Annotated in this window: 20 protein-coding genes and 1 pseudogene; 15 read left to right on the forward strand and 6 right to left on the reverse strand. The window is 45.9% G+C overall.

What is annotated here, in order from left to right; genetic code table 11:
* Positions 1-13: 13 nt before the first annotated feature.
* Positions 14-736, forward strand: coding sequence for an ABC transporter ATP-binding protein (locus G337_RS0119955; RefSeq protein ID WP_425414446.1), 723 nt, complete (start codon positions 14-16; stop codon positions 734-736).
* 111 nt (positions 737-847) lie between these two features.
* Here the strand turns inward: G337_RS0119955 and G337_RS0119960 are convergent, their stop codons facing one another.
* On the reverse strand, positions 848-1,285 hold the full coding sequence (locus tag G337_RS0119960) for a universal stress protein (protein WP_028865401.1): 438 nt from the start codon (positions 1,283-1,285) through the stop codon (positions 848-850).
* A 643-nt stretch (positions 1,286-1,928) separates the two neighbouring features.
* Here G337_RS0119960 and G337_RS0119970 point away from each other — a divergent pair.
* Positions 1,929-4,421, forward strand: a complete 2,493-nt coding sequence (locus G337_RS0119970) for an ATP-dependent Clp protease ATP-binding subunit (protein WP_028865403.1) — start codon at positions 1,929-1,931, stop codon at positions 4,419-4,421.
* A 217-nt stretch (positions 4,422-4,638) separates the two neighbouring features.
* Here the strand turns inward: G337_RS0119970 and G337_RS0119980 are convergent, their stop codons facing one another.
* Complete coding sequence (locus G337_RS0119980) at positions 4,639-5,079, reverse strand: universal stress protein (RefSeq protein WP_028865404.1); 441 nt, start codon at positions 5,077-5,079, stop codon at positions 4,639-4,641.
* 427 nt (positions 5,080-5,506) lie between these two features.
* Between G337_RS0119980 and G337_RS0119985 the strand changes: the two genes are divergently transcribed.
* On the forward strand, positions 5,507-9,121 hold the full coding sequence (locus G337_RS0119985; RefSeq protein ID WP_028865405.1) for a hydantoinase B/oxoprolinase family protein: 3,615 nt from the start codon (positions 5,507-5,509) through the stop codon (positions 9,119-9,121).
* 20 nt (positions 9,122-9,141) lie between these two features.
* Here G337_RS0119985 and mepA read toward each other — a convergent pair whose 3' ends face one another.
* Entirely contained in the window at positions 9,142-9,990 is an 849-nt protein-coding gene (gene mepA / locus G337_RS0119990; RefSeq protein WP_051303446.1) for a penicillin-insensitive murein endopeptidase, read from the reverse strand.
* Positions 9,991-10,198: 208 nt separating this feature from the next.
* Here mepA and G337_RS0119995 point away from each other — a divergent pair, with 208 nt between their 5' ends.
* Positions 10,199-10,942, forward strand: coding sequence for a substrate-binding periplasmic protein (locus G337_RS0119995; RefSeq protein ID WP_028865407.1), 744 nt, complete (start codon positions 10,199-10,201; stop codon positions 10,940-10,942).
* 199 nt (positions 10,943-11,141) lie between these two features.
* A complete protein-coding gene (locus G337_RS0120000) occupies positions 11,142-11,582 on the forward strand; it encodes a DUF4426 domain-containing protein (protein WP_028865408.1) in 441 nt (146 codons plus the stop codon).
* 62 nt (positions 11,583-11,644) lie between these two features.
* Here the strand turns inward: G337_RS0120000 and G337_RS0120005 are convergent, their stop codons facing one another.
* A complete protein-coding gene (locus tag G337_RS0120005; RefSeq protein ID WP_028865409.1) occupies positions 11,645-12,568 on the reverse strand; it encodes a LysR family transcriptional regulator in 924 nt (307 codons plus the stop codon).
* A 123-nt stretch (positions 12,569-12,691) separates the two neighbouring features.
* Between G337_RS0120005 and G337_RS0120010 the strand changes: the two genes are divergently transcribed.
* Positions 12,692-13,828, forward strand: coding sequence for a DSD1 family PLP-dependent enzyme (locus tag G337_RS0120010; protein WP_028865410.1), 1,137 nt, complete (start codon positions 12,692-12,694; stop codon positions 13,826-13,828).
* Positions 13,829-13,830: 2 nt separating this feature from the next.
* Entirely contained in the window at positions 13,831-14,772 is a 942-nt protein-coding gene (locus tag G337_RS0120015) for an ornithine cyclodeaminase family protein (RefSeq protein ID WP_028865411.1), read from the forward strand.
* Positions 14,773-14,843: 71 nt separating this feature from the next.
* On the opposite strand, the pseudogene G337_RS29100 reads toward G337_RS0120015, so the two are convergent.
* Positions 14,844-15,278 (reverse strand): annotated as a pseudogene (locus tag G337_RS29100) (MarC family protein).
* A 266-nt stretch (positions 15,279-15,544) separates the two neighbouring features.
* On the opposite strand from G337_RS29100, the gene G337_RS27965 reads away from it, so the two are divergent.
* From G337_RS27965 to G337_RS0120060, 8 genes are all read left to right on the forward strand, one after another.
* Positions 15,545-16,027: a GspH/FimT family pseudopilin gene (locus G337_RS27965; protein WP_051303448.1), complete on the forward strand. Its 483-nt coding sequence runs from the start codon at positions 15,545-15,547 to the stop codon at positions 16,025-16,027.
* Positions 16,020-16,523 carry a type IV pilus modification protein PilV gene (pilV, locus tag G337_RS26945; protein WP_051303450.1) on the forward strand — a complete coding sequence of 168 codons (504 nt, stop codon included), beginning with the start codon at positions 16,020-16,022 and terminating at the stop codon, positions 16,521-16,523. The genes G337_RS27965 and pilV overlap by 8 nt, the downstream gene beginning before the upstream one ends.
* A 110-nt stretch (positions 16,524-16,633) precedes the next feature.
* Entirely contained in the window at positions 16,634-17,620 is a 987-nt protein-coding gene (locus tag G337_RS0120035; protein WP_028865412.1) for a PilW family protein, read from the forward strand.
* Between the two features lie 13 nt (positions 17,621-17,633).
* On the forward strand, positions 17,634-18,158 hold the full coding sequence (locus G337_RS27970; RefSeq protein ID WP_051303452.1) for a pilus assembly PilX family protein: 525 nt from the start codon (positions 17,634-17,636) through the stop codon (positions 18,156-18,158).
* A 27-nt stretch (positions 18,159-18,185) separates the two neighbouring features.
* Positions 18,186-21,611 (forward strand): pilus assembly protein, encoded by a 3,426-nt coding sequence (locus tag G337_RS0120045; protein WP_028865413.1) that lies wholly within the window; start codon positions 18,186-18,188, stop codon positions 21,609-21,611.
* A gap of 49 nt (positions 21,612-21,660) precedes the next feature.
* Positions 21,661-22,146, forward strand: a complete 486-nt coding sequence (locus G337_RS26955) for a type IV pilin protein (RefSeq protein ID WP_037028238.1) — start codon at positions 21,661-21,663, stop codon at positions 22,144-22,146.
* A gap of 211 nt (positions 22,147-22,357) precedes the next feature.
* Positions 22,358-22,897 carry a class IV adenylate cyclase gene (gene cyaB, locus G337_RS0120055; RefSeq protein ID WP_051303454.1) on the forward strand — a complete coding sequence of 180 codons (540 nt, stop codon included), beginning with the start codon at positions 22,358-22,360 and terminating at the stop codon, positions 22,895-22,897.
* Between the two features lie 128 nt (positions 22,898-23,025).
* Entirely contained in the window at positions 23,026-23,574 is a 549-nt protein-coding gene (locus G337_RS0120060) for a hypothetical protein (RefSeq protein ID WP_028865415.1), read from the forward strand.
* Between the two features lie 196 nt (positions 23,575-23,770).
* On the opposite strand, the gene G337_RS0120065 is transcribed toward G337_RS0120060, so the two are convergent.
* Entirely contained in the window at positions 23,771-25,606 is a 1,836-nt protein-coding gene (locus G337_RS0120065) for a M3 family metallopeptidase (RefSeq protein WP_028865416.1), read from the reverse strand.
* Positions 25,607-25,883 lie beyond the last annotated feature (277 nt).

The following is a 25,883-nucleotide window of genomic DNA, read 5'->3' on the forward strand; positions in this document are numbered from 1 at the left end:
TTATTAAAGGAAGATTATGTCCCTAGTTCAGCTTAAAGATATCAGCAAGCATTACCAAAGCGGTGATGAACATGTGTACGCATTAGATGGTGTCACTCTTACCATTAAGAAGGGGGAGTTTTTATCGATTCTCGGGCCGTCGGGCTCCGGCAAATCAACCCTTATGAATGTACTAGGCTGCCTGGATAAACCGACAGCCGGTTTTTATCAGTTAGATGATCACGATGTATCGTCTTTCAGCAGTAAGGAGCTGGCTGCAGTTCGTAATAGTAAGATTGGTTTTGTTTTCCAGAGTTTTAATTTACTGGAATATGCTACTGCACTGGAAAATGTAATGCTGCCGCTGGTATATGCCGGTGTAAATCTTAGAAAGCGCCGGGCTAAAGCCGCTGAATTATTAGAGCGGGTCGGCTTAGGCGACCGCATGAGTCATAAACCTAATCAACTTTCCGGTGGTCAGAAGCAGCGTGTTGCTATTGCCCGCGCATTAGTTAATGATCCGCAGATTATTCTTGCCGATGAGCCGACCGGGGCGTTAGATTCAAAATCAGGCGCGGAGATCGAAGCCTTGTTCAGCGAACTGCATCATGAAGGACGTACATTAATTGTGGTTACTCATGATATTTCCCTGGCTCGTCGTACCAAACGTATTATTAATATTAAAGACGGAAAAGTGGTGGACGATGAAATACTGGAGCCTTCATCTACCATTTACCACAGAAGAGAAGGGGATTAAGGCATGTGCTTTATGCGGGTATTTTCAAGTTAATTAAGCAGGTTAGAGGCTGCTTAAAATAAACAGCCCCTAATTGACGGCAGATATAAAATTAGCGTCGACTACCCGGTATTATTCTTCAAGATAAACAATTAATAAGTCTGAGACTGCAGTTTTTACGAATTTACTCACTGAAGTTGTAAAATTACTCCATAGGTCATGGTGGTGTCCGCAAACTAATAGATCTACATCCTTCTCGATAATTGTTCTGTGCAGTTTATCGTTCAAATCACCCATTAAAACCCAGGTGTTTGTGACCGGGTAATCAAGTGGCTCGGCTAATTCCTGCAGCTGTTGGCGAAGCTCATCTTTCTCTTGCACATTGTCATCGTGTACTATTACCTTGCCGGTTTTCGGCTGGCGTAATGCTATGTTGCTCGCATACTTAACATCAACAAAAATAAACGAAAGCGTACAATTAGCATCTTTAGCTAATGAGACAGCTTTATCGATCACTACCTTACTGGATTTAGACAAATCAACAGCGACTAATATATGTTTATAGCTCATTGTAAATCCTCCAAACTTGATCTCTCATAGTTAATAGCAAGACATAAAACAAATAATCAATCTAACAGTTAATTCAGCTTGAGGTTGTTATCAACCTGCGTCCGGTATCTTCTTATTCACAGCCGTCTGCACTGTTTTTGTGCCTTAAAAACTCTGCAGACGATTTGTGAAATGCTTAATAAAACCTATAGTCAATTAGTATTTATTTTATGTTGTGTAAAACCACATTATTAATGTGTTTAGTCTAAGTCTAGCCGCTGTATGGTATTTTTCATTTTCTAGTGATTTTTTTTTACCTTTAATATCAATGTGTCGATATAGAAAAGGGTATATTTGACAAGTACAAAAACAAGCAGATGATTTTTGGAACTGGTTAGTGCAGCCAATGATTTGTTTCCATCTACTTTTCCTGCATCTAATAACGTTGTTTTCTGCAGCCGCTGAGCTGCGGGGCGGATCATATAAAGGTTTTACTTAAATCATTACAAAGCCAAGCTTCTCTAACTCTTAACGGGCTAAACTAACACTATAATAATGCAAGGTTTTTTTAGGGCACTACACTTAGAATATAAGTTCAGGCTCCTTTTAGGGGCTTTGATCTGAGACGTTTAGAATAGTGAACATTCTATCATTGGAGTAGGTTATGGCTGACTTGGTTACCCCGGCAGGATCGGGAGCGACGTTTCATAATTATGTGCAGAAAAGTACCCAGAGGGTTATTAACTGTCTGGAGATGGCGTTTGCTGAATTAGCCAGTCTGCAGCAGAATGTACTCACTCCAGATTTTCTGCTGGTGGCGCTGCTTTCTCAGCCGGACAGTGAGGCGCGCAAAGTGCTGGAGGATCTGCTTCCTGATACTGAGCTTGCAGTCAATCGTATTATTGACCGGGTGCGCCGGCAGTATCGCAATGTTTCAGCATCACAGGCACAGCAGATTGTCGCTTCCCGGGAAATTCCTGAAGTATTTCGTATTGCTTATGGTGAAGCGAAGAACCTTGGTGATGATTATATCGGCACCGGCACGCTGCTGATTGCTCTTTTCGATAAGGAGGCAGGGCCTGCAGCTGTTCTTCTTGAAAATGAAGGCCTCACAGCGGATCTTGCGCGTCAGACACTTAAACGCATCCGGGCTGGACGTACGCTTAGCAGCCAGGACGGGGAAAGTAAGCAGGATGTGCTGGAGATTTATACCAAAGATCTTACCGAAATGGCGCGCAACGGTGAACTGGATCCAGTTATCGGACGTGACGATGAGATTGCATTGATTATTCAGACGCTTTCCCGGCGTAAGAAAAACAATCCGGTGCTGATCGGTGAACCCGGAGTCGGCAAAACAGTTATTGTGGAAGGGCTGGCGCAGCGAATTGTGGCGGCTGATGTGCCCGATACGCAGCTCAATAAACGTCTGCTTGCTTTAGATATGGGGGAGCTGGTCGCCGGTGCCGCCATGCGCGGCGAATTTGAAGAACGTTTAAAGTCGGTACGTGATGCAGTTATTCAAGCCGGCGGCAAGGTGATTTTATTTATTGATGAACTGCATACTGTTGTTGGTGCCGGGGCAAGTTCCGGAGGACTTGATGCGCCCAGCCTGCTCAAGACCGCCTTAGCTCAGGGCAGCCTGCAGGTGATCGGGGCGGACACACTGGATGAATATCGGAAATATGTTGAGGTAGATAAAGCCCTGGAACGCCGCTTTCACCCGGTTCTGGTTAGAGAGCCGAGTATTGAAGATACAGTTGAAATATTGAAAGGTATTGCTCCCCGTTATGAAAAACATCATAACGTTCATTATTCGCCGGATGCTTTTGAAGCTGCTACGCGTCTAGCCGAACGATATATTACCGACAGACGTTTGCCTGACAAAGCAGTAGATCTGCTTGATGAAGCGGGCTCCCGCAAACACTTAAGTATTACTGCTATTCCGCAGAATCTTCGCGATTGTGAGCGCAGACATCAGGGCCTGCTGCGTGATAAAACCGACGCTTTTAATAAGCAGGATTTTGAACAGGCCGCGCAGCGCCAGATGGAGATACTTGAAGTTGAAGAGCAGCTTAAGAGTGTGCGCAGCAGCTGGCAGCTGGGACGTTCAAAAGAAGATGATATTGTAAGTGAAGATGATATTGCTGAAGTTGTAGCACGCTGGACGGGCATTCCTGTCGCCCGTATGGTGGAGTCAGAGTCAGATAAACTGGCTAGAATGGAAGAGAAGCTGCATAAACGCATTGTCGGACAGGAAGATGCGGTACGTACCGTGGCCGATGCTATCCGCAGAAACCGTTCCGGTATTACTTCAAGCCTGCGCCCTATAGGTTCATTCCTTTTCCTTGGTCCTACCGGAGTCGGAAAAACTGAGCTGGCACGTGCTTTAGCCGCTTTTCTTCTCGATGATGAATCAAGAATTGTACGTTTAGATATGTCGGAATATATGGAGCGCCATGAGGTTTCCAAGATGATCGGTGCGCCTCCAGGATATATTGGTTACGGTGAAGGCGGGCAGTTAACTGAGCGTGTCCGCCACAACCCTTATACTGTGGTACTGCTCGATGAGATGGAAAAAGCGCATCCCGATGTATTTAATATGCTCCTGCAGATTCTTGAAGACGGTCAGCTTACCGATGCTCTCGGCCGTACCGTGTCATTCCGCAATACAGTGCTGATAGGTACTTCTAATCTTGGTACCGATACGCTGCAACCTGATAAGCGGCGTATAGGTTTTGTGCACTCGGAAATGCCGAACTATAAGGAAGCGCAGCAGCTGGTGATGCACGAAGTTAAAAAGTTTTTTAAACCGGAATTTCTCAACCGGCTTGATGACATTATAGTATTTCACTATCTGGAAAAAAATCATGTACACCAGATAGCAGAGATGTTTGTCTCTGAACTGGTAGAGAGAATGCTGCTTAAGGATATACAGCTTGAGGTGGATAAAACGGTGATTAACAAGCTGTCAGAGGATGGTTTTGATCCTATTTACGGTGCCAGGCCTCTGCGCAGGGAAGTTGAACGTCAGATTGAAAACCCGCTGGCGATGAAAATAGTAAAAGGTTTGTGCCCGGATAACAGCCGGGTGCAGGTTAGGGTTAAAGATAAAGAGATTGTCTTTAAAATTAGTGCTGCTAAGGCTTCTAAGCGCTGAATTTACGCCGTCATGTGGGCTGCGTCGGCGCAGCTGATTGATTTAATATGCACTAGAAAGAAGATGCTTTTGCTGCTGCAGCTGCTGAGACGTTTTGTTGAACAATATATTATCTTTGTCTGTGCGGAGAGTTGTGAAGGGTTTTGAACGGGGCGGTAATAAACTGCAGGTTGAATCTCAAGCTGCTGTCCAAACCGCCCGTTAACCGTTGACTCTATTAGTCCTCTTTATCAAGATAAACAATCAGCAGATCGCTGACGGCTGTTTTGATAAATTTTTTCACTGAAGTTGTCATATTACTCCAGAAATCATGATGGTGTCCGCAAACCAAAAGATCAATATCCAGCTCTTTAATTGCCGCATGCAGTTTATGATTTAAATCCCCCATAACTACCACAGTATCTGCGACTGGATAATCACAGCGATCGGCCAGTGCTTGAAGCTGTATATGCAGCTCATTTTTTTCCTTTTCATTATTTATAGCCACTAACTTTTCAACTTTTGGCTGAGCCAGCGCGACACTGCTTACAAAACTGACATCAACAAAAATAAATGACAGTTTAGCATCAGAATCTCTGGCTAAGGAGACCGCTTTGTCGATCACTTTATTGCAGGATTTAGATAAATCAACAGCGACTAATATATGTTTATAGCTCATGGTATTCCTCCCGACTTTATCTCTCGTGTTAACAGCAGATACATAAAAAAATTAACCTAACGGTTGTGATTCCCGGCTTGTTCTTATTCACCACTGCTTAAGCTTCGCTGCATCAATCGATGCGATGATTTGGTGAAAACAAAAGTAACTAAAGCCCAAAACCCATTGTTTGCCAGTAATAATTTTATTTATGCACACCAGATCACATCATGAATCTGTTAAATATAAGTCTAGCACCAGTATAGGATTTTTCATTTATACATGAATTATTAATGCCTTATGTAAGAAGATATATAACCATTTAACTCGAGGATTGTCTGTTGGTGCGAATGTACAAGGCTGTGCTAGATTAAAACACATAAGTAGAGTCTGCCGCAGCCTTGACTGGCAGGTATCTGCATTATCATCTGTTATTCAGGGGAAAACGATGGCGGCAGACAGATGCACTAACGGCTGGCAGTTCTGGGTTGACCGCGGCGGCACTTTTACCGATATCGTGGCGAAAAGCCCGGACGGCCGCTTACTGACCCATAAACTGCTTTCTGAAAATCCTGAACATTATATTGATGCCGCTGTGCAGGGGATCCGGGTGATACTTGGGATTGAGTCTGGCAGAGAGATTCCTGCCGGGTTGATTGACACGGTTAGAATGGGCACTACGGTTGCAACAAATGCGCTTCTTGAACGTCGTGGTGAGCGGCTGGTGCTTGTGACTACCCGAGGATTTGCTGACGCCCTGCGAATTGGTTATCAAACCCGTCCGAAGATTTTTGCCAGGCATATCGAGCTGCCGAGCCTTTTATATGAGTCCGTTGTTGAGGTTTCTGAGCGTTACAGTGCCGATGGAGAAGAGCTGCTTGCGCTTGATATTAATGCAGTCCGGGCCGGTCTGCAGGCCGCTTATGACGATGGAATCCGCGCCGCCTCCATTGTTTTTATGCATGCATACCGCTACCCGGCACATGAGCAGAGTGCTGCTGATATTGCCCGGCAGATAGGATTTACTCAGATATCTGTATCTCATCAGGTCTGCCCGAGTATTAAATTTGTCGGCCGCGGTGATACCACTGTGGTTGATGCTTATCTTTCTCCGATTCTGCTGCGTTATATTGAACACATTGCTGTTGAACTGGGTCATGCCAGGCTGATGTTTATGCAGTCAAACGGCGGCCTGGCAGATGCCGCTTTTTTTCACGGCAAGGACAGTATTTTGTCCGGACCTGCCGGAGGCGTGGTCGGGGCTGTGAAAACGGCGGTTATGGCTGGATTTAGTAAGATCATCAGCTTTGATATGGGCGGCACATCTACCGATGTGGCCCATTACAGCGGTGAATATGAACGGACTTTTGAAACGCAGACAGCCGGTGTACGTATCAAAGCTCCGATGATGTCTATTCATACTGTTGCCGCCGGAGGAGGATCTATTCTGCACTTTGACGGGGGCCGTTTGCGGGTAGGCCCGGATTCGGCTGGTGCTGATCCAGGGCCTGTCTGTTATCGACGCGGCGGGCCCTTGTGTGTAACCGATGCTAATGTGATGGTCGGCAAGATCCAGGCGCACTGTTTTCCTAAAGTATTCGGCCCCGGTGCTGATCAGTGTATGGATGAGCAGCTGGTGCAGGAAAAGTTTGCGACACTGGCGGCAGAGATTGAGTCTGAGACGGGCAGGAAAATAAGTCCGCTTGAAGCCGCTGACGGCTTTTTGAAAATTGCTGTAGAAAATATGGTCAATGCAGTTAAGCAGATTTCAGTACAGCGCGGCTATGATGTTTGTGAATATACACTGAACTGCTTCGGCGGCGCGGCCGGTCAGTTTGCCTGTCGGGTAGCGGATGCTCTGGCAGTGACCTCTGTGCTGGTCCATCCCTATGCAGGTGTGCTGTCGGCTTACGGAATGGGGCTGGCAGAGCAGAGGCTGATACTTGAGCGGGCAGTGCAGGCCGTTCTAGATGAGGCACTGGTGAGTAAATTACACTCTGTGTTTGCGGCCCTGAAGGCAGAGGGATGCGCTAAAATGTCAGCTCAGGGTATTGATGAATCAAAAATATCTTTGCTCCAGAAACTGCATCTTCGTTATCAAGGCAGTGATACAACACTGTTGGTAGATTTCAGCAGTTACGCGGAGATCTGTGCTGCATTTGCACAGCAGCATCGTTCTCAGTTTAGTTTTATTACTCCGGAAAAGGCGCTGATCGTGGATGCTGTTTTACTAGAGGTGATAGGGCATGGTGAACAGATGTCCGGGCATCATATTGTTATTGAGCAGAGTACAACACCTGTTGAGGTGCAGGAGCAGGTAAAAATATACAGTGGCGGAAAGTTTTATACAGCGGCTCTGTATCAGCGTTGTGAACTGAACCCGGGAAACCGTATTGTCGGACCTGCTGTTATTATCGAAACTAATGCTACAACGGTAGTAGAGGCCGGCTGGGATGCCCGGGTCGGCGTCAACAGGGAACTGCTTCTTAAGCGTATACAGGCACAGCCTGAACGGACAGCCGTTGGAACTCATGTCGATCCGGTTATGCTGGAAGTCTTCAATAACCTGTTTATGTCCATTGCCGAACAGATGGGAGTTGTACTGCAGAATACTTCCTATTCGGTTAATATCAAAGAGCGTCTGGATTTTTCCTGTGCTGTTTTTGATGCTGATGGTGCACTGGTCGCTAATGCGCCGCATATTCCGGTGCACCTCGGTTCGATGGAGAAAAGTGTGCAGATTATCGCGCGAAGCCGCAGAGCATGTATGAAGGCGGGTGATGTGTTTATGCTTAACAGCCCCTATAACGGCGGTACTCATCTGCCGGATATTACGCTGATAACACCGGTTTTTGATAAGACTGGAAATCTGTTGTTCTATACGGCCTGCCGCGGCCATCATGCTGAAATAGGCAGCATTACACCGGGCTCGATGCCTGCGCAGAGCACCCATATTGATCAGGAGGGCGTGCTGATAAATGACTTCCTGCTGGTACAGGCCGGTCACCTTCGTGAGGATGAGACCCGGGAACTGTTCACTTCGGGGTGTTACCCGAGTCGTAATTTCAGGCATAATCTTGGGGATCTGCAGGCGCAGATTGCCGCCAATGAAAAAGGTCTGTGTGAGTTACATAAAATGGTCAGCCATTTCGGTTTAAAAACAGTTCATGCCTATATGCGCCATGTACAGAGCAATGCTGAGGAGATGGTGCGCCGGGTAATTGATCAGCTGCAGGACGGGTTGTTTGTTTATAAAATGGATATCGGGGCCAGGATTAAAGTCAGTATCAGGGTGGACAAAATAAAGCGCACTGCAGAGATTGATTTCAGCGGCACCTCTGCGCAGCTGGGCTGCAATTTTAACGCGCCGTCGGCTGTGTGTACGGCGGCGGTTTTGTATGTATTCAGAACTCTGGTTGATGATGATATCCCTTTAAATGCCGGCTGCCTGAAACCGTTAAGGATAATCATTCCTAAGGGATCCATGCTGGATCCTGTTTATCCGGCCGCTGTGGCTGCCGGTAATGTTGAAACCTCGCAGGCGTTAACCGATGCATTGTTCGGCGCACTGGGGACTGCCGCCGCCAGTCAGGGCACCATGAATAACTTCACCTTCGGCAACAAAAGCAGGCAGTATTATGAAACTATCTGCGGAGGGGCGGGAGCCGGTTCAGGTTATAACGGCTGCAGCGCAGTGCATACCCATATGACTAATACCCGTCTGACAGATCCGGAAGTACTGGAGAGCCGTTTTCCTGTGCTTGTGCAGTCCTTTGCTATTCGGCGCGGCTCCGGCGGGCAGGGAGCTTATTGCGGGGGGGACGGAGTTATCCGACGGCTGTGTTTTCGAGAAAGCATGACCGCATCTATCCTGTCCGGACACCGACGCGTGCCTCCCTACGGCCTGGCTGGTGGTTTTCCCGGGCAGGTGGGGCGAAACTATGTTGAACGCTTTGATGGTACGTTTATTGAATTACCTGGAAATGCACAGGTCGAGATGCTGCCTGGAGACTGTTTTGTAATTGAAACGCCGGGCGGAGGGGGGTACGGAAAAGAAAAATAAGCAAGTCTTAGCTCAAAGCTTTAGCCTGGTGTAGATAATAGTTTTCTGCACTGTTCAGGTTTTACTTTGACAGCTGTTTTTGTACTGCTGCTTTTTAGTTTAGGCTGAGATTTCCACCAGGCGATCTCATTACAGCCGTTTCCCGGTGCCGGTACAGGCTGATTTGTACACAGCTTGCTGTCTTTGGGGCAGGTCAGCCTGATATGCATATGAATTGAATGTCCCCACCAGGGACGTACCTTGTTAAGCCAGTTGTCATCATGCCAGGGCATCTGGCAAAGCTGCTGCTTAATAACCGGATTAACAAAAATGCGTGCTACACGTTTATCTTCGGCAGCCAGCTGTATCATAGCCGCATGCTTATTCTGCCAGTTTGAATTGACTTTGAATTCTTTCTGGTTTGTCAGGTCTAAGGCTTGAGGTGTTTCAAGCCGCTCTGCTGATAATGAGCTGTCGGTCTGTTGAAACCACACATCCACATCTAGACCAATCTGATGGCTTGAGTGTCCGGAAATAAAGCGTCCTCCCCGCGGCATGGATATATCGCCAATCAATAGGTTATTACCACTGCTTGATTTAAACTCAGCTGCAAAATCTGTTATAAATTCAATAAGCTCTGGATGGCCGTAATAACGATGCCGTGATGCCCGGATCACCTGAAAGCCTTCTCCCTGCAGCGGCAGTGCCTGTGCGCCCGACAGGCAGCCGTTATTATAAAAACCGATAGCTTCAGGCGGATGAGGATAAGGGCTGTCGAAATCGTGCCAGGAGGCGGCTGCAGTATCTGTGATACATATAATCATCACAGTTATGGATTTAAGCATCAACCACAGTGTAGATATTGAAGTGTTCTGTTCTGCATTGCACATTATTCACAACCACCTGTTCTGCTCTTACACCGTTAATGAAATTCATCATGAATGTAATTATAGCTCCATAAGGAACTGTTATGAGAGGCTGCTGATATAGATTTTACAGCCCGCTAAATAGCTGCGATTGAACTTTTAAATTACACTTATATGTAAATGCGTTTTATTACAGTCTGCCTGCAGTGAGCCTCTGTTAAAGGAAAATGGAATGTATAAATCTTTAATTATACAGATGTTTTTCCTGTTTTTTAGCTTTATACATGTAAGTGATATTAAAGCTGAAGAGCAGTCCCATGACGTGCTGGTTAATGTAGAGATTAGCGAATGGCTGCCTTATGCTTATCAGGAGAACGGTGAATTTAAAGGGTTTGCCTATCAGATTGCCAGGGATGTATTTACCAGAGCGGGTATTGCTTATGAATTTCGTATTAAACCCTGGGCAAGGGTTTATGACTTGGGCTTAAAAAAAGAAAATTATTTGATATGCGGTGTCGGTAGAACCCCGAAAAGAGAAAAACTGTTTAACTGGATTGGTCCGGTAGCTAAAAATATTGATATCTATTTTTATAAATTAAAAAGCAGTCCGATTGAAATTAATAATCTTGAAGAAGTCAGGAAATATGTGGTGGGTGTTGAAAGAGATGCTTATACGCACGATTTTATGGTGATCAGCGGTTTTGATGAAGCGGGTTATCACCATGTGAGTAAAACCGATCAGCTGCTTAAAATGCTCCTGGCAGGCCGGTTTGAGCTGTTTCTTCTAGAGGAATCGCGAGTATTAAAAGAGGCTGAAAAACTCAGTCTGGATCCTGCATTGTTTGAAAAAGCCTATTTTGCTTTTAATGTCACTGACTATATGGCATTTAGTAAAATGACTTCTCCAGCGTTAGCGGACAAGGTTCGAAAGGCTTATCAGGAACTGTATAGTGAAGGAAAAATAAGTCTGCATTAGAATTCTATGATCTTCCTTTTTTGGTTAAACGCTGTTTTTTTAACTGCCTGCCTGTCCGCTGTGTACAGCGTTTCATTCCTCAGCTGCTTGAACTAAACTCATTAATATACCCAAGCTCTGAATCTGTATCTTCAAGTGGTTTGGTTATAAATGCACGCTTTTCCGGCGCATTTTTAAGAAAGATTATTGAGGAGTTATCATGTCTATTTTAAAACAGCTCAGCCGCTTTCTGTTGACCTTGGTTCTGCTCGGCTGCAGCTTGATGAGTTCTGCTGAGCAGTCTTTGGATTTTGGAAATCTGCAGGTACATTATATTGCGCTGCCCACCACTTTTTTACCTGCAAACACTGCTAAAGAGTATGCCATTAAGCGCAGCAGATACACGGCTTATATTAATATTTCCGTATTAGATAAAAATGCTGAACTAAAAGCAGTAACAGCTGAAATTTCCGGGATAGGTAAAAACTTAATCGGGCAGAATGAAGTACTTAAGTTCAAAGAGATAAGAGAGCAAAATGCAGTTTATTATATTGCTGAATATCCTTTTAATAATGAAGAACTTGTACACTTTAATATTGATATAAAAGCACAAAATAAAAAACATAATCTGAGATTTAAGCACAAATTTTATGTAGAGTAAGATGCAGTGAGTGAAGTCTTAAAGCTGCATAGCCAGATATATTCAGTAATAAATCGGCAACTTCATTGATTCTTCGCCTTTAACCAGGGGCGGCCGGCGAAGCGCTCCTTTAACAGCTGCAGAAACTGAGCTGTTCTGGCTGAACGGGAGCGTGCATCTGTACCCAGTAATGCAACTATATCAGCGCCGGGCAGCTCATATTCAGGCAGTACCCGCTGCAGTTCTCCACTGTTTAATGCAGACTGCACATCCCATTCTGAGCGCATAATAATACCGTGTCCGGCTAAGGCCCAGTCCTTTACCACGCGGCCTTCATTACTTGCCAGTGTCGGGTTGATACGAATAGATGTCTGTTCCCCGCTGGTGCTGTGAGTGAAGCGCCACAGGGTTACATCTTCACTGTTTTCACGCAGAGCAATACAGGCATGATCACGCAGGGCTTTTGGTGAGGTCGGCTCACCTCTGCGCGCCAGGTAATCTGGAGAAGCACATAAAAATCGCCGGTTGGGGGCAAGTAAAGCTAACTTGAGCGATGAGTCGCGCAGTTCTCCGATATAAATGATGATGTCCCACTGGTGGCTGTCTGCCCAGCTGGGGTTATCAGACAGTTCCAGTTCCACGCTGAGATTCTGGTGGCTGCGCTGAAATTCGCCCACTAACGGTGCTATATAATCATTACCGAAACCTAGCGGAGCAAGTACTTTCAGTTTACCGCTTACCTGGGATTTTTTGTTGTTCATCAGTTCCTGAAGCTGATCCATTTCACTAAGGATAAGTTTAGCTTTATCCAGCAGAAGCAGGCCTTCTTCTGTTAATGTGATACCTCTTGCCTGACGCTGCACCAGTTTTACCTGCAGTTTTCCCTCAATCAGCTGCAGCCGCTGCGTTACTGTCGGCGGGGTGACATTTAAATTTCTGGCGGCCGCGGTTAAAGAGGGATGAGTGGCAATAACATAAAAAAAACGCAGATCTTCACTGGTCAGCATTAGGTCATATCCTAATATAGTAGTTAGTTATACTTAATTCTATTCTAAAGCTTATTCAAGCACAATGTTCTCATTAGCGAGAAATACCGCATGTATGTTTATTTTAATTAGGAATAACTTTTTATGGCCCTTGAGCAGCAGTTACAGAGTATAGACACCCCGTTTTTATTAATTGATAAGCCCAAGTTTGAGGCCAACATCGTAGCTTTAAGGCTAAGACTGAAGCCGTTTCAGGTACAGCTGCGGCCGCATTTGAAAACCGTAAAATCAGTTGAAGGGGCGAAGCATGTATTACCCGATTTTGAATCTCCGGCTGTTGTTTCAACGCTGCGCGAAGCAGAGGTATTTGCTCAGGCCGGTTACAGAAACTTAACCTATGCGGTTGGTATAACAGCACAAAAACTGCCGCGTATTCTGGCTTTATTAAACAAAGGCATTGATATCAGTATTCTGCTTGACAGCATAGCGCAGGCACAAGCAGTGGCTGCATTTTGTCAGACACATGAGTGCAGCATTCCAACCCTGTTAGAAATTGACTGTGACGGTCATCGAGGCGGTATAAAGGCTTCAGATCCGCTGTTAATTGAAATAGGTAACATTCTGCATCAAGGCGGCGTAGAGCTTCGCGGGGTATTAACTCACGCCGGTGAATCCTATGCCTGTGACAGCAGACAGGCACTGATAGAGGCTGCCGAAGGAGAGAGAGCCGCTGCGGTTGAGGCTGCTGTTAATTTAACTACACAGGGGCTGCCTTGTCCCGTGGTAAGCGTGGGGTCAACACCTACCGCACATTTCGCACAAAACCTGGACGGTGTGACCGAAGTGCGGGCGGGGGTTTATACCTTCTTTGATCTGGTCATGGCGGGTATAGGCGTATGCAGTGCAGAAAATATTGCTTTGTCTGTGGTAACCAGTGTAATCGGCCATAATCCAGAAAAAAACTGGCTGTTTATTGATGCCGGCTGGATGGCGCTGTCACAGGACAGGGGGACCAGAAATCAGAAAATTGATCGTGGTTACGGTCTGGTATGTGATATTAACGGGCGCATTATTCCCGGCTTACAGGTAAGCGCTGCTAATCAGGAGCACGGCATTATTACGGCCTGCGGTGATCAGAATTTGACTGATATTGTTCTGGGCACGAAGCTGCGTATCCTGCCTAATCATGCCTGTGCGACGGGTGCTATGCATAGCGGTTATTACGTGGCTGACCCTGATTCAAGTGAGCTGGATTACTGGCACAGAATACAGGGGTGGTAATAATGAAATATATTAGTGAGGTTTTATCCAGCAGGCTGATTAGTCATGAGCTGGCATTTAATGCAGTAAGGGCCGCCTTTATCGCCGCTGCTGAACAGGCCGAATTATTTCCTGTAGTGATCGCGCAGGGGCATGGCCCGGGCAGCATATTTTCATTAAAATCGGCAAATACGGCTGAACTTACGGGCTGGAAAGCCGGTAGTTACTGGCCGGGTAACGTTGATAAGAATATACCTTGTCATGCTTCCACTATATTCCTGCTTAATCCGGAAACAGGGTATTTAGATGCGGTGATTGAGGGCAGTACCGTTAATGCTTACCGAACGGCCGCTGCTGATGCGGTAGCCGCCGCTGAACTGGCTCGTGCTGATGCGCAGTGTCTGGTTATTTTCGGCACAGGTCATCAGGCTTTTTATGAATGTATGGCAGTATCGAAAGTTCGTAATATAAACACAATCCTGGTGGTAGGGCGGGATCCGCAAAAGGCGCATAAACTCGCTGCTAAGTTAAATAAGCAGGGATTATCCGCATCTCCCTGTGATGCACAAACTGCCTGCCGCCGTGCAGATATAATAATAACTGCAACCACAGCTGCAAGCCCGTTATTTGCCGCAGAATGGGTACAGCCCGGCACTCATATTTCAGCAATGGGAGCTGATACGCAGGGTAAGCAGGAGCTGCCCGCAGATTTACTTGAGAGCGCCAAATTATACTGTGATTTTACCGCACAATCGCTGGTCATCGGCGAATTTCAGCATCTTAGTAAGGATGCACAGCAACCGCAGATGATCGGGCACGTTCTTGCCGGTAAAAGCGCCGGGCGAACTAATGACCGCGAAATTACGGTCTTTGACAGCTCTGGTATTGCGGTGCAGGATTTGTTTATCGGACAACATCTGTTAACCGCCGCCGTTGAAGCAGGTTTTAACATTACAGCCTGCTGAGTGTTGTTTGTCAGCAGCCCGCGTTATTGTCCTATAAAACAGCGCGGTGCTGTTGCTGTATTGTATGAGGATTAGACGGCAAACGCTCTGTATGCCTGATCTAAACCTTCAATAAGCATCTGTGTGCCGATCACAGCGAGAATTAATCCCATCATACGAGAGAGCACGTTAAGTACACTGTGGCCTAATGCTTTGACAAATTTTTCGCCGAAGACAAACAGTGTATAGGTTAAGGCACACAGCAGAAAAAACGGCACGATAGTAATAAGCACTTCATAAAATCCGCCGACAGTGGCGAAATTCATCGCTGCTGCAATGGTACCGGGGCCCGCAAGGATCGGCATTGCTAATGGTTATACCGCAATACTGAGCGCCGCCTGCTTCTGCGCTTTTTGGGTTTTACTATGCGGCTCACCGCCCTGGAGCATATGAAAAGCAATTAGAAAAACTAAGATCCCCCCGGTGATCTGCAGCGTATAGAGGGTGATATCAAACAGATCAAAGATAACTTACCATTTTCCTTCATTCAGTTTTGATTCAACCTTACTGATATTCCCGCCAAGCGGCGGCGCGTATAAAAACGCCAATGAATAATCCTGCTGTTCCCTTTACCGATACTTTCTAAGTTATAGAATTAACTTGATAAATTAATACTTTATAACTCAGATCTTAATCTCAAAGTCAAGCAGCTGCACTTGACGTATCTGTAATGCAGTCCTAAACATATAGTAAGTGTTATGGTTTATGGATTAAGCAACCCTAAGGGTGCGATATGAAAAATTCAGGTTTCACTGTTACTGAGCTGCTGGTTAGTATCGCTATATTTGCAATATTATTATTTATTGGGATACCGAGTTATCAAGGGCTTTCCGAGAGTGGTAATTTGGTTTCCAGTACGAATGGTATGATCGGTGCATTTAATTACGCACGAATTGAAGCTGTTAAACGCGGCAACACGGTTCAGTTAGGGCAGCTGGACGGATCCAGCTGGACCGGCGGTATAGTTGCATGGGTGGATCTCGATGCTGATGGTGTAAGGGATAGCGGCGAAGAGCTGCGCCTCTGGAAGGGACTGGCAAGCGGCAGTACCGTAGACAGTGTTCACAATAGAAGTGCTTTTGCTTTTCGAGCCTCCGGTGAAGTCGACAATGATGACGAATTAACAATCTGTGATAACCGTACGGGGGAAGAGGGGCGGAAAATTTCAATCTTAACATCGGGGGCTGTTATTGCTGAAAAGGTGACCTGTGGATAAACATAACCCGATACCTAAGCAAAGAAAATTAAGCAGACACAGTCAACGGGGCAGTTCACTTTTAGAGATTTTGATCTCCGTGTTTATTATGGCTATTGGGTTATTAGGGCTGGCCTTAGTTCAGGTGGTAAGTCTTAATAATATTAATAATTCACAGTTTCGTTCACTCGCGACAGCTTATGCTTATGATATGGCAGAGCGGATGCGTTCCAACCGGGCGGCTGTAGCTGCTGGAGATTATGATGCAGTGACTGCCGCGGAGACAGATCCTAACTGCTCACCATGTAATTTCTCACAAATTGCACAGCTTGATGCCTATCAATGGAACCAGCAGATAAAGCAGGCTGCCAATGCCGGCGGTCTGCCGCAAGGCGAAGGAACAGTAACTAAAAACGGCAGTTTACATGATATCAAAATTGTCTGGCAGGAACAGATGCATGACGGCAGCGGAGGAAAAGTAGATACCGTTGAGTTTACACTCAGCATTCAACTTTGAGCTTACATAAAATAAGAATATTTGTACCCGGCTGCGCAGGCAAAGAGTACAACACAGGGATGTCGGATAGAAAATATAAGGGCGTATATGACGTCTAGACAGAGGGATGTATGGATATTAACACAATTAATAACCTCCAGTTAGTACGCCAGCGCGGTTTTTCATTAATAGAATTAATGATAGCGGTACCTTTCGGTCTGCTTGTTATGCTTGCGGTACTGCAGGTATTTACCGCTAATATACAAAGCGTCAACCTGCAGAATGCCTATTCAAGAGTTCAGGAGAACGGGCGTGTGGCGACGGAATTAATGATTCGTGATATCCGCACGGCTGATTACTGGGGATGTATACGAGATACCAGCTTAATAGTGAATCATTTAGATACGACTGATCCGGATTATGATGCCGCATTGATGTCAAGCGGCGGCAGCGGTGTTGCCGGGGAAGATAACGTATCATCAAAAACAATTGCATCAATTAATGTCAAAGATGATACCGATACATTAACGCTGCGGGGGGCAGGAAGTTTTTCCGGCGTAAAAGTTGTACCTCCCTATATGACACCCAATGCAGCTGCAATTCATATCAATACCGGTGTCAACATTGCCAAAGGACAAATAATATTAATCAGTGACTGTACGGGTGCTGATTTATTTTCAAATACTGCCGGCAATACCTTTAACAGCGGCAGTATAATCCATAATACTGGTGCACTGCCGGTTGCCGGAGCCGTGGCCAATGCCATTAAACCTATGTCGCACACCTACGAAACCAGCGCTCAAATCATGATCCCGCATGTTAAAACCTATTTTATCGGCCAGAATTCAGGCAGCAGTTTTTCGCTTTTTAGAAGTGATAACGGTGTCGCTAGTGAGCTGGTAAGAGGAGTTAATGATCTGCAGCTGGTATATGGAGAGGATACTAACGGCAACGGCTCTGCAGACTCATTCTCGAATGCGGCTTCTGTTACTGATATGGATACGGTGCGTTCTGTTCGGCTTAGTTTAGTGGCAGACAGCGGAGACAGTTCGTCCGGTACGACATTAGAAAGAACCTACAGCATCACTGCTAATATACGTAACCGTACACTACAATAAGGGTAAGTCGACTATGCTTAAAAAACAATCCGGTGCAGCTTTAGCAGTCAGTTTAATTATATTACTGGTTGCGACGGTGATTGTGGTATCCGGCAGTCAGTCAGGAGCTTTGCAGGAAAAAATGACTGTGGCGGTTCGTGAGGCACATATATCACTGGAGATAGCAGAGTCGGGAATAAAAGATGCTGAGAACGTTATCGATGCGCTCACAAGTACTGCCGGATTTAATACATCGGGCACTAATGGTTTTTACAGTCAGGATGCAGCACCTGCAGACATCTTCGAGGCCAGCGTATGGGGTAACGCTATTACGGCGGCTGCGGCAACTACTGTCTCCGGCCAGACTGCTCGGTTTTTTATTGAAGATCAAGGGGTATTACCCATGCCGGATGAGGACTTGTCCGGTGTAAACATGACAGGCTATGGACAAACAACGGGAAGCGGTGATATTCGGGCTTTTAAAATAGTATCGCGGTCGCTGGGAATCAACGGAAATAGCGAACGGATCGTTGTGAGTTATTACGGCAAGCGTTTTTAGCCTTAAATTAGGAAAAGGAAGGCGACAATGAAGAGTATATCCAGTAAAAAATTAGTTATAGAGGTAATAGCTGCCGGCTTTTTCTGCACTCATCTTTCTTATGCTGCGCCCCTGGACCTGACATCAACTCCGCTAGTTATTTCCTCTGCTGTCGATCCTAATATGATGCTCCTGCTGGACAGCTCCGGCTCGATGAGTAATATCGTACCCGATCTGCCCTATGATACAGCTGTTGATTATCGTAATTGTAACGGTACAAATATTCTAAACCCGGGCAGCCAGCTTGATATTCGCATTCAGGCTGATGGTGATTCATATTTTAGCTATGACGGGTCTTATTATGACTACGGCAATGACGGCTCGACCGGTATTACCGGTCGAGCAAAGCGCTGTTTTGTTGATGCTGGAGTATATACAGCCCGTTTACTGGCTAACGGTACGGGAGATCCGAAGAGTCCCAGCGGTTATCTGGCCGGGCGTTACAGCGGAAACTATTTAAACTGGTATTTTGCAGACGGATCCGGTAACGGTGCAAATTTTGGTGCCGGTGCCACCCAGCGTGCAGGCACTAATTCGCGTATGGAGATAGCTAAGAAAGCGGCCGCTGGTTTAATTTCCGGACTGGATCGTATGCGTGTGGGGTTGTCAATTTATGATGGTGAGAGCGGTGCCGACGGAGATAGTGACGGTGTTAAAATACTGGTAAATATTGGTGATGTAGACTCCCAGGAAAGTACCTTAATAACGGAAATAGCTGCAATATCTAATAGCGGTTCAACACCTTTAGGGGAGTCTCTGGAAGAGCTGGGACGTTACTTTACTTTGGGCTATCCTGCGTCAAGTAACCTGAAGATGCACCCTGGGCTGGTTAATGAGGCAGATATTCAAACATCTACGTTATTTAGTCATACGCCTGAATATAAAGCAGGCCTGAGCGCTCCCGCTCAGGTGACTCAATACTGGTGTCAGCAGAACTATATTGTTGCTATGTCTGACGGACGCCCTCAGGCCGATCAGGCGGTTAGTGCGGATCTGCACGACTATGACGGCGATTGTGTCGGTGCAACACCTGCCTGCGGCAGCGATGACAAAAAAAGTTCTACATTAGGTTATGAATATGAGTCGAGCGGCACTGATTTTGCTGATGATGTCGCACTGGCTATGTATGATATCGATCTGCGTCCGGATCTCAGCGACGGCAGTGTTGATATAAAAAACAATGTTACTACTTATATGGTCGGTTTTGCCGACGATCAGGTTCTTAATGATCCGCTTATAAAAGATATCGCCGCCAACGGCGGCGGCAAATTTCTTACTGCGGCAGACAGCTTAGGCCTGGTAAGCGCATTCCGGCAGGCGTCAGAAAGTATATTTGCTCAGGTTGCGGCAGCCGCTGCTGTTTCCTTTAATACCAGTCAGCTTAGTTCTGACAGCGGCCTGTATCAGGCAAGTTTTAATACTGCCGGCTGGCGAGGCAGTTTGAAGGCGTTTTCATTGTCTGATACTGGAGTCGTTGAAAGCGAAGCCTGGGACGCTGCCGATATTCTTGACAACATGACAGCCGCTGAGCGCAAGCTGTTCAGCTATAGTGCGGACACTTCAGAAGGCATTGAATTTACATTAGCCAGCTTGAGCGCGGCTCAACTGGCAGACCTGCGTGCAGGTCCCGATGCAGATGCAGACGGTAACAGCACTGCTGACGATGATGATGTGCAGCTGCTGATTAACTATATTCGCGGAGATGATGCAAATGAGGGCAGTGGTTCAACAAACTATAGAGTCCGCTCCAGCAGCCTGGGTGATATTGTCAACTCAACCGCACTGTATGTCGGAGCGCCGCAGTTAAAATGGCCGGATTACGCCTTCAATGATAAATTCGGCGCTTCGGGTGCGGATTATTCTACCTTTAAAAGCGGCAGCGCCGCATCGCGGACACCTATGCTGTATGTGGGGGCCAATGACGGTATGCTGCATGGTTTTAATGCGGCATTAACAGGGACAGATGCCGGCAAAGAAAAGTTTGCCTATCTGCCGGGCAGTATCGCCTCCGCGGCAAATAATGCCGGATTACATTATCTGGCTGAACTCGATTATCAGCATCGTTTTTATGTTGACTTAAGTCCGGCTGTGAGCGACGTTTATATCAACCGGGGAACGGGAGATGCGTGGCGTACGGTACTTATCGGCGGGCTGCGGGGGGGAGGTAAAGGCCTGTTTGCTCTGGATATAACCGATCCGACGGAATTCGCATCCCCGTCCACTAAGGCTGATGAAATAGTCTTGTGGGAATTCAGCAGTGCCGATGATATTGATTTAGGTTATACCTACAGTCAGCCGACGATAGTAATGACGGCAAACGGTAAATGGGCTGCTATCGTTGGTAATGGTTACAATAACAGCGGCGATGGTCATGCCAAACTATTTATAATATTTATCGAAGAGGGGGTCGACGGCTCCTGGGATTCCGATGATTATATAGAAATTGATACTGGAATAGGGGATACAACGACGCCAAACGGGCTTTCAACGCCGCGCGTGGTAGATATCGATGGTGATAATGTCGCCGACCGTGTTTATGCGGGGGATTTACAGGGAAACATGTGGGCATTTGATCTCAGCAGCAGCAGTGCAAACCAGTGGCAGGTGGCTTATAAAACGGGTAACACACCTAAACCTTTATTTACTGCACGTAACAGCAGCAATCAGATTCAGCCCATTACTACAGCTCCCATCGTATCGAAAAATCCAAATTTATCAACGGTTAGCAGCAATGAGCCGAATCTTCTGGTGTTTTTTGGTGTCGGCAAATATCTAGAGGCCAATGATGTAACCAGTAATTTAGATGAGATGAGTTACTACAGCGTTTTAGATGCAAATGAAGGAGGCAAAACCCGAACAGATCTAACCGTTCGAGAACTGCTGACAAATAACGGATTACGCGCTGTCAGCGGCAGCGATGTTGACTGGAATACATCGTTCGGCTGGTACTTCGACTTAGTTGACAGAGCAACAAAGGGATCTGCGGGTACCAAGCTGGGAGAACGCGTTGTTTCAGAGTCACTTCTGCGCCGTAAGGTGTTATTCTTTAATACGGTCATCCCAGACGGGACTGAGTGTTCATCTGGTGGAAAGGGCTGGCTGATGGCATTGGATCTGGATACCGGCTTAGCGCCGTATTATGGTGTTTTTGATGCCAATAATGACGGTGTTATTGATGATGAGACCGGTGAAGCTACCGTTCTTAATGATCTCAATCATGACGGTGTTGTTGATGATGGTGACGGGGGATATATTGGTGAGATATTTGATGACGGACTGCCCTCTCAGCCGAGTATTTTAGAAGAGACACAATATACGCTCGGCAGTACTGGTGTATTGACAGAAAGAAAAGTGAGCGTAGGTAAAGGCCGGCAGGAGGGACGCCTGTCCTGGGAAGAGCAGATCCGTCAATAACCAGTGTATTAATATTGATTATTAACAGCTAGTGCAGCAGGGAGTTGTGATGAACCGCGACAAAGGCTTTTCTCTTATGGAACTGATAACTGCGCTGGTTATTGTCGGTATATTAGCGGCTGTAAGTTATCCGCCGTATCAGGAGAGTGTTCGTAAAGCACGTCGTGCCGAAGCCCAGGGTGCGCTGCAGAGTCTGGCTCAAGCTATGGAGCGTTTCTATACCAGCAAGCGCACCTATGACGGTGCCGCTGCCGGCGGGGCAGCGACCGGTGCTCCTGAAATTTTTCCAACAAAGTCTCCCATCAGCGGCTCTAACGCGTACTATAATTTAAAAATTGTCTCAGCCGGCAGCACCGCCTACGTAGTCGCCGCTGAGCCCATTAATGCTCAGGCAGGTGACGGGGTACTAGTATTGAAGTCGACAGGAGCTCAAGGCTGGGATGTAGATAATGATGCTAACGGCCTGGTATCTGGATTAGGAGCCTCACCTAATGAAGTTGAAAGCAGTGAGTGGTGCTGGACAGTGCATTGTTAGCTGATACTTTAATACTTTCCCCGCAGTATGAGACAAGTCTAAATGCATATAAGCCCTGCTTTATCTTATATTTTCTCAGTCAATTATATTGAGTACTCAAAAGTCAGACTAAAAGCTTCATTTTTAAACTTTTCCTCATAATCATCAGCAAGACAAAATAAACAATAACCAGTATCATGCGTCCAAATTATTGAAGCATACAGGTACAGGCATGGATACACATTTTCAAGGTAAATTTGAAGTAGAGTTAAAATATCGTATAAACTGCAGAGAGTCTTTTTTATCTGCTTTAGAGCAGATGAATCCTGAGGTTATGCTGGAAAATAATCTTGAACATGACTGTTATTTTGATTCAAATTTACACCGCCTGAGTAGTGACAATAAGAGTGTCTGTATAAGAGAGATGCAGCCGTCGGGTATTATGCTGTGGATAGTAAAAGGGCCGCAAAAAGACCGCTGTGAAGCACTTAATATAACAGATGTGGCTAAAGCTAAAAGTATGCTGACAACCATGGGGTTTGAAGCGGTTTTAGAGATGAAAAAAAAGCGCAGTATCTATTTTTTAGGCAAGTATCATGTAACGCTTGATCATCTTGAAAATATTGGTCATTTTGCTGAGTTTGCCATTATGACAGATGACCAGTCAATGCTGGAAGAGTATAAACAGCAGTTATTACAGCTTGCACAAAAATTCGGACTGGGTGAACAGCAGCAGGAGTTTAAATCATACCGGCAGCTGTATACGGCTTAACATTTCTATTTCATATATCAGGCAGGGGGGCTTGTTACTTTATTTCATTTCTGACTGGTGCTATTAATTAATAAGGCGATTTTTTAAACTAATCTAGTCCATATAATAGACTTAATGAGGGAAAGAATATGAGCGAACAGCTATTAATGAACGCAGAGTCAGCATTCGAGTATACGGGGCTGACTGCTAGTTCACCTAAACAAGACCTGTACGAGTTCTTTATCTGTGTTAATAATGACTGGAAAGAGAAGCATATAAGCGAGGAAAACTTCGAACGTAAGAGAAATGCATACCTGTCTCTTTGCTTCCATGCCGGCTATCTTCCTTTATCGTCATCTCTGGACGGGGTATCTGATGATATTGTTACCCTGTTTGACAAGATGCATAAGGAGCCGCCTGAAGATTCCTGCTCTGACACTCGTGTTAAGATTAAGCAGGATGTTTCTAGTTCCAGCTTAAAAATTAACCCTGCTGTAGCAGAGGGGAAGTTAGAATTAGAGTTCGAGGCTGATCCGGTTTCGTTAATACTTGCATTAGTAGACGGCGGTGTTAGTTCAGAGAGACTGGCCGCTGATATCCATATTTTCGACCATGAAACTGAGTATGTTGACAATGTAACAGGCTATTTTAGGTCTCTGGTCAAGGAGCTGGAGAGAATGAAAGGTGAGGAGCAGTAACCTTTTATAGTCTGATGCTTACAACGCGAAATATTCCGTAACATTATCAGCTGGTGCAGATCCAGGCTAGTTGTCCTGACAAAGGGAGTTTCAGTTATCATACTGCAGATAAATATTTACTGTTTAATAGAGCATTAAAGAAAATAAAAGATTCGACATGCTTTTGAGGAGCATGCCGAGAGTTATAGGCGGATGCTTAGCAGTTCTTACCGTAGTGTTTTGCTATGTAAGCCTCAAAATCTTCACATAACTGCTGATCTGATTTATGGTTATCGGCAATCAGTTTGTCCCCGTCAACAATCCTGATTGAGGCGTTCAGAGAAAGTGGTTCAATTTGACTGCGCTTCGAAGCCGCGCTGATTTTCTGTTGCTCCTGTGCCCAGGCCTGCTCGCTGCTTTGATTACACATTTCTGCTAAGTAGGCTGGTGAAAAACCTTCGCCGGTTAAACTGTGCAGCGTTGCATTATGGCTGATACTGTTTCCCGGACGCCAGTAATGCTCTGCCAGCAGCGGTCCAATCTCCGGGTTGTCGCTAAGGTAACCAAACTTCTTGGTAAAATATGCGCGGGTTTGATAAACCGCCATATGCGCCAGTAAGTACCCCTGATAAGAACAGGCCGACTCCTGTGATAAAAGGTGCGGAATGGCCAGCAGCGGACGCGGACTTACCTCTAATCCTAAAATACGTTTCTCGGTTTGACGGGCAAGGCGAGTCAGATGCTCTGCTGTTAACTGCTGCTCATCACTGCTGTATACAGCCCATTCGAAATAGGGCACCACTAGAATACTGCGCTCCTGATAGGCTTTAAAAGGCTGCTTTGCCTCGACCAATGCCCGGATCACTGAGTCTGGAATCACTTCTCTCTGTGCATTGACTGCATATTTTTTAAGCCAGTCGCCGTCATTAAGCAGGCTGTCGCAGAACATTGACTGGGTTTCTGCATATGTCATAGAGGTAGGAGCAAACTCCTGGGAAAAACACGGTGAGTTAAGCTTCACATTGGAAAAATGAGCAGCATGACCGCCTTCATGAAACAGCGTGTTGATACCGTCAAAACCGCAGCCGATCTGATCCGGTTTGGCATTGCTGGTAAAGTTTACTTTAGCCGCCTGCCATTTATCTACATTATAAAATGACGGAACAGGGCCGTGGCAGAAACCATTCTGGTATTTCCCCGGACGATCCAGCAGATCCAGGGTTAAATCTGCCTGCGAAAAGTTGATATTTAAACGTCCGAAGGACTGCACCCAGCGGCGCAGAGATTTTGAGAAGGGCACATAGGGATCCAGCTGACGAGCTGCATCACCGCTGTACATGTAACTGAAGTTATGGCCGGCAATGGCTGATTCACCTTTACTTTTTGCCAGTTCCATTAAACTCTGCTCATTTCTTTTTCGAGTGCGTAGTTCAAAGTCATCCAGGATGGTAAATAACTGCTCTGGAGTCATCTGCTCCGTTTTATTCACTTTGTAATCGAAGAAGTTGCGGAACCCCTGCTGGCGGGCAAAGGCATTACGCTGTTTAACTAATTCGATAAAACCGTTATTGAGCACCCACTGCTCCAGATCTAAAAGAGCCTGATGAGCAGAACTGCGCACATTTTCGTTATCACTGGTACGAATATTTGCACCCAGTACCGTTAGTGAGGCCTGTTCACGCTCTCCCTGTACATTATTAAAATACATCAGATAATTCTGACGTCTGGCAAACAGCTCCGATTCGGCGCGGATCAGTTCCGCCATCTGTACTCTGCCCTGCTCGCTTTCAATAGCATTAGCTTTAAAAAAGTCCAGCCAGCCCTTTAATCCCTGTTTTAATTCTTCATTATCTTCTAAAAACTGCAGCTGTTTGCGGATCTCTGTGATACGGGCGGGATCTGCAATAAAAGCGTTCAGCGATGCTTCAGCCTCGGCAAAACCACTATGATCCTCGCTGGTGCCCATGTAGGTACTCCAGAACAGATCTTCTTTACGACGGTGCAGCTGCAGATAGTCATCATTGAGCTGTTTAAAATAGTGTTGTGGGTTCAAAATAAATTCCTTGTTAAATAAGTCTGCGGCGACTGCATTGCCGTTTACTGCATAACTCTAATATAAATTTAAAAACAAACAGTTAAACAATATATTTGTGTAAATAAAACAAACCTTAACGTAAAAAAGAAATAATAAAAGCCCTATTAAGCACTAATGGTTCACAGTTTTGCAGAAACTATTAATACTTAACCTCTGACTTAGAAATGTTTTTCCTACACTCTGTAGAAGTGCCTGCTGCTGGTTAAAAAAGAGCTGCCGATAAAGATGTAGAGAA

This window comes from Psychromonas aquimarina ATCC BAA-1526, from assembly GCF_000428725.1.
Taxonomy (GTDB): Bacteria; Pseudomonadota; Gammaproteobacteria; order Enterobacterales; family Psychromonadaceae; genus Psychromonas; species Psychromonas aquimarina.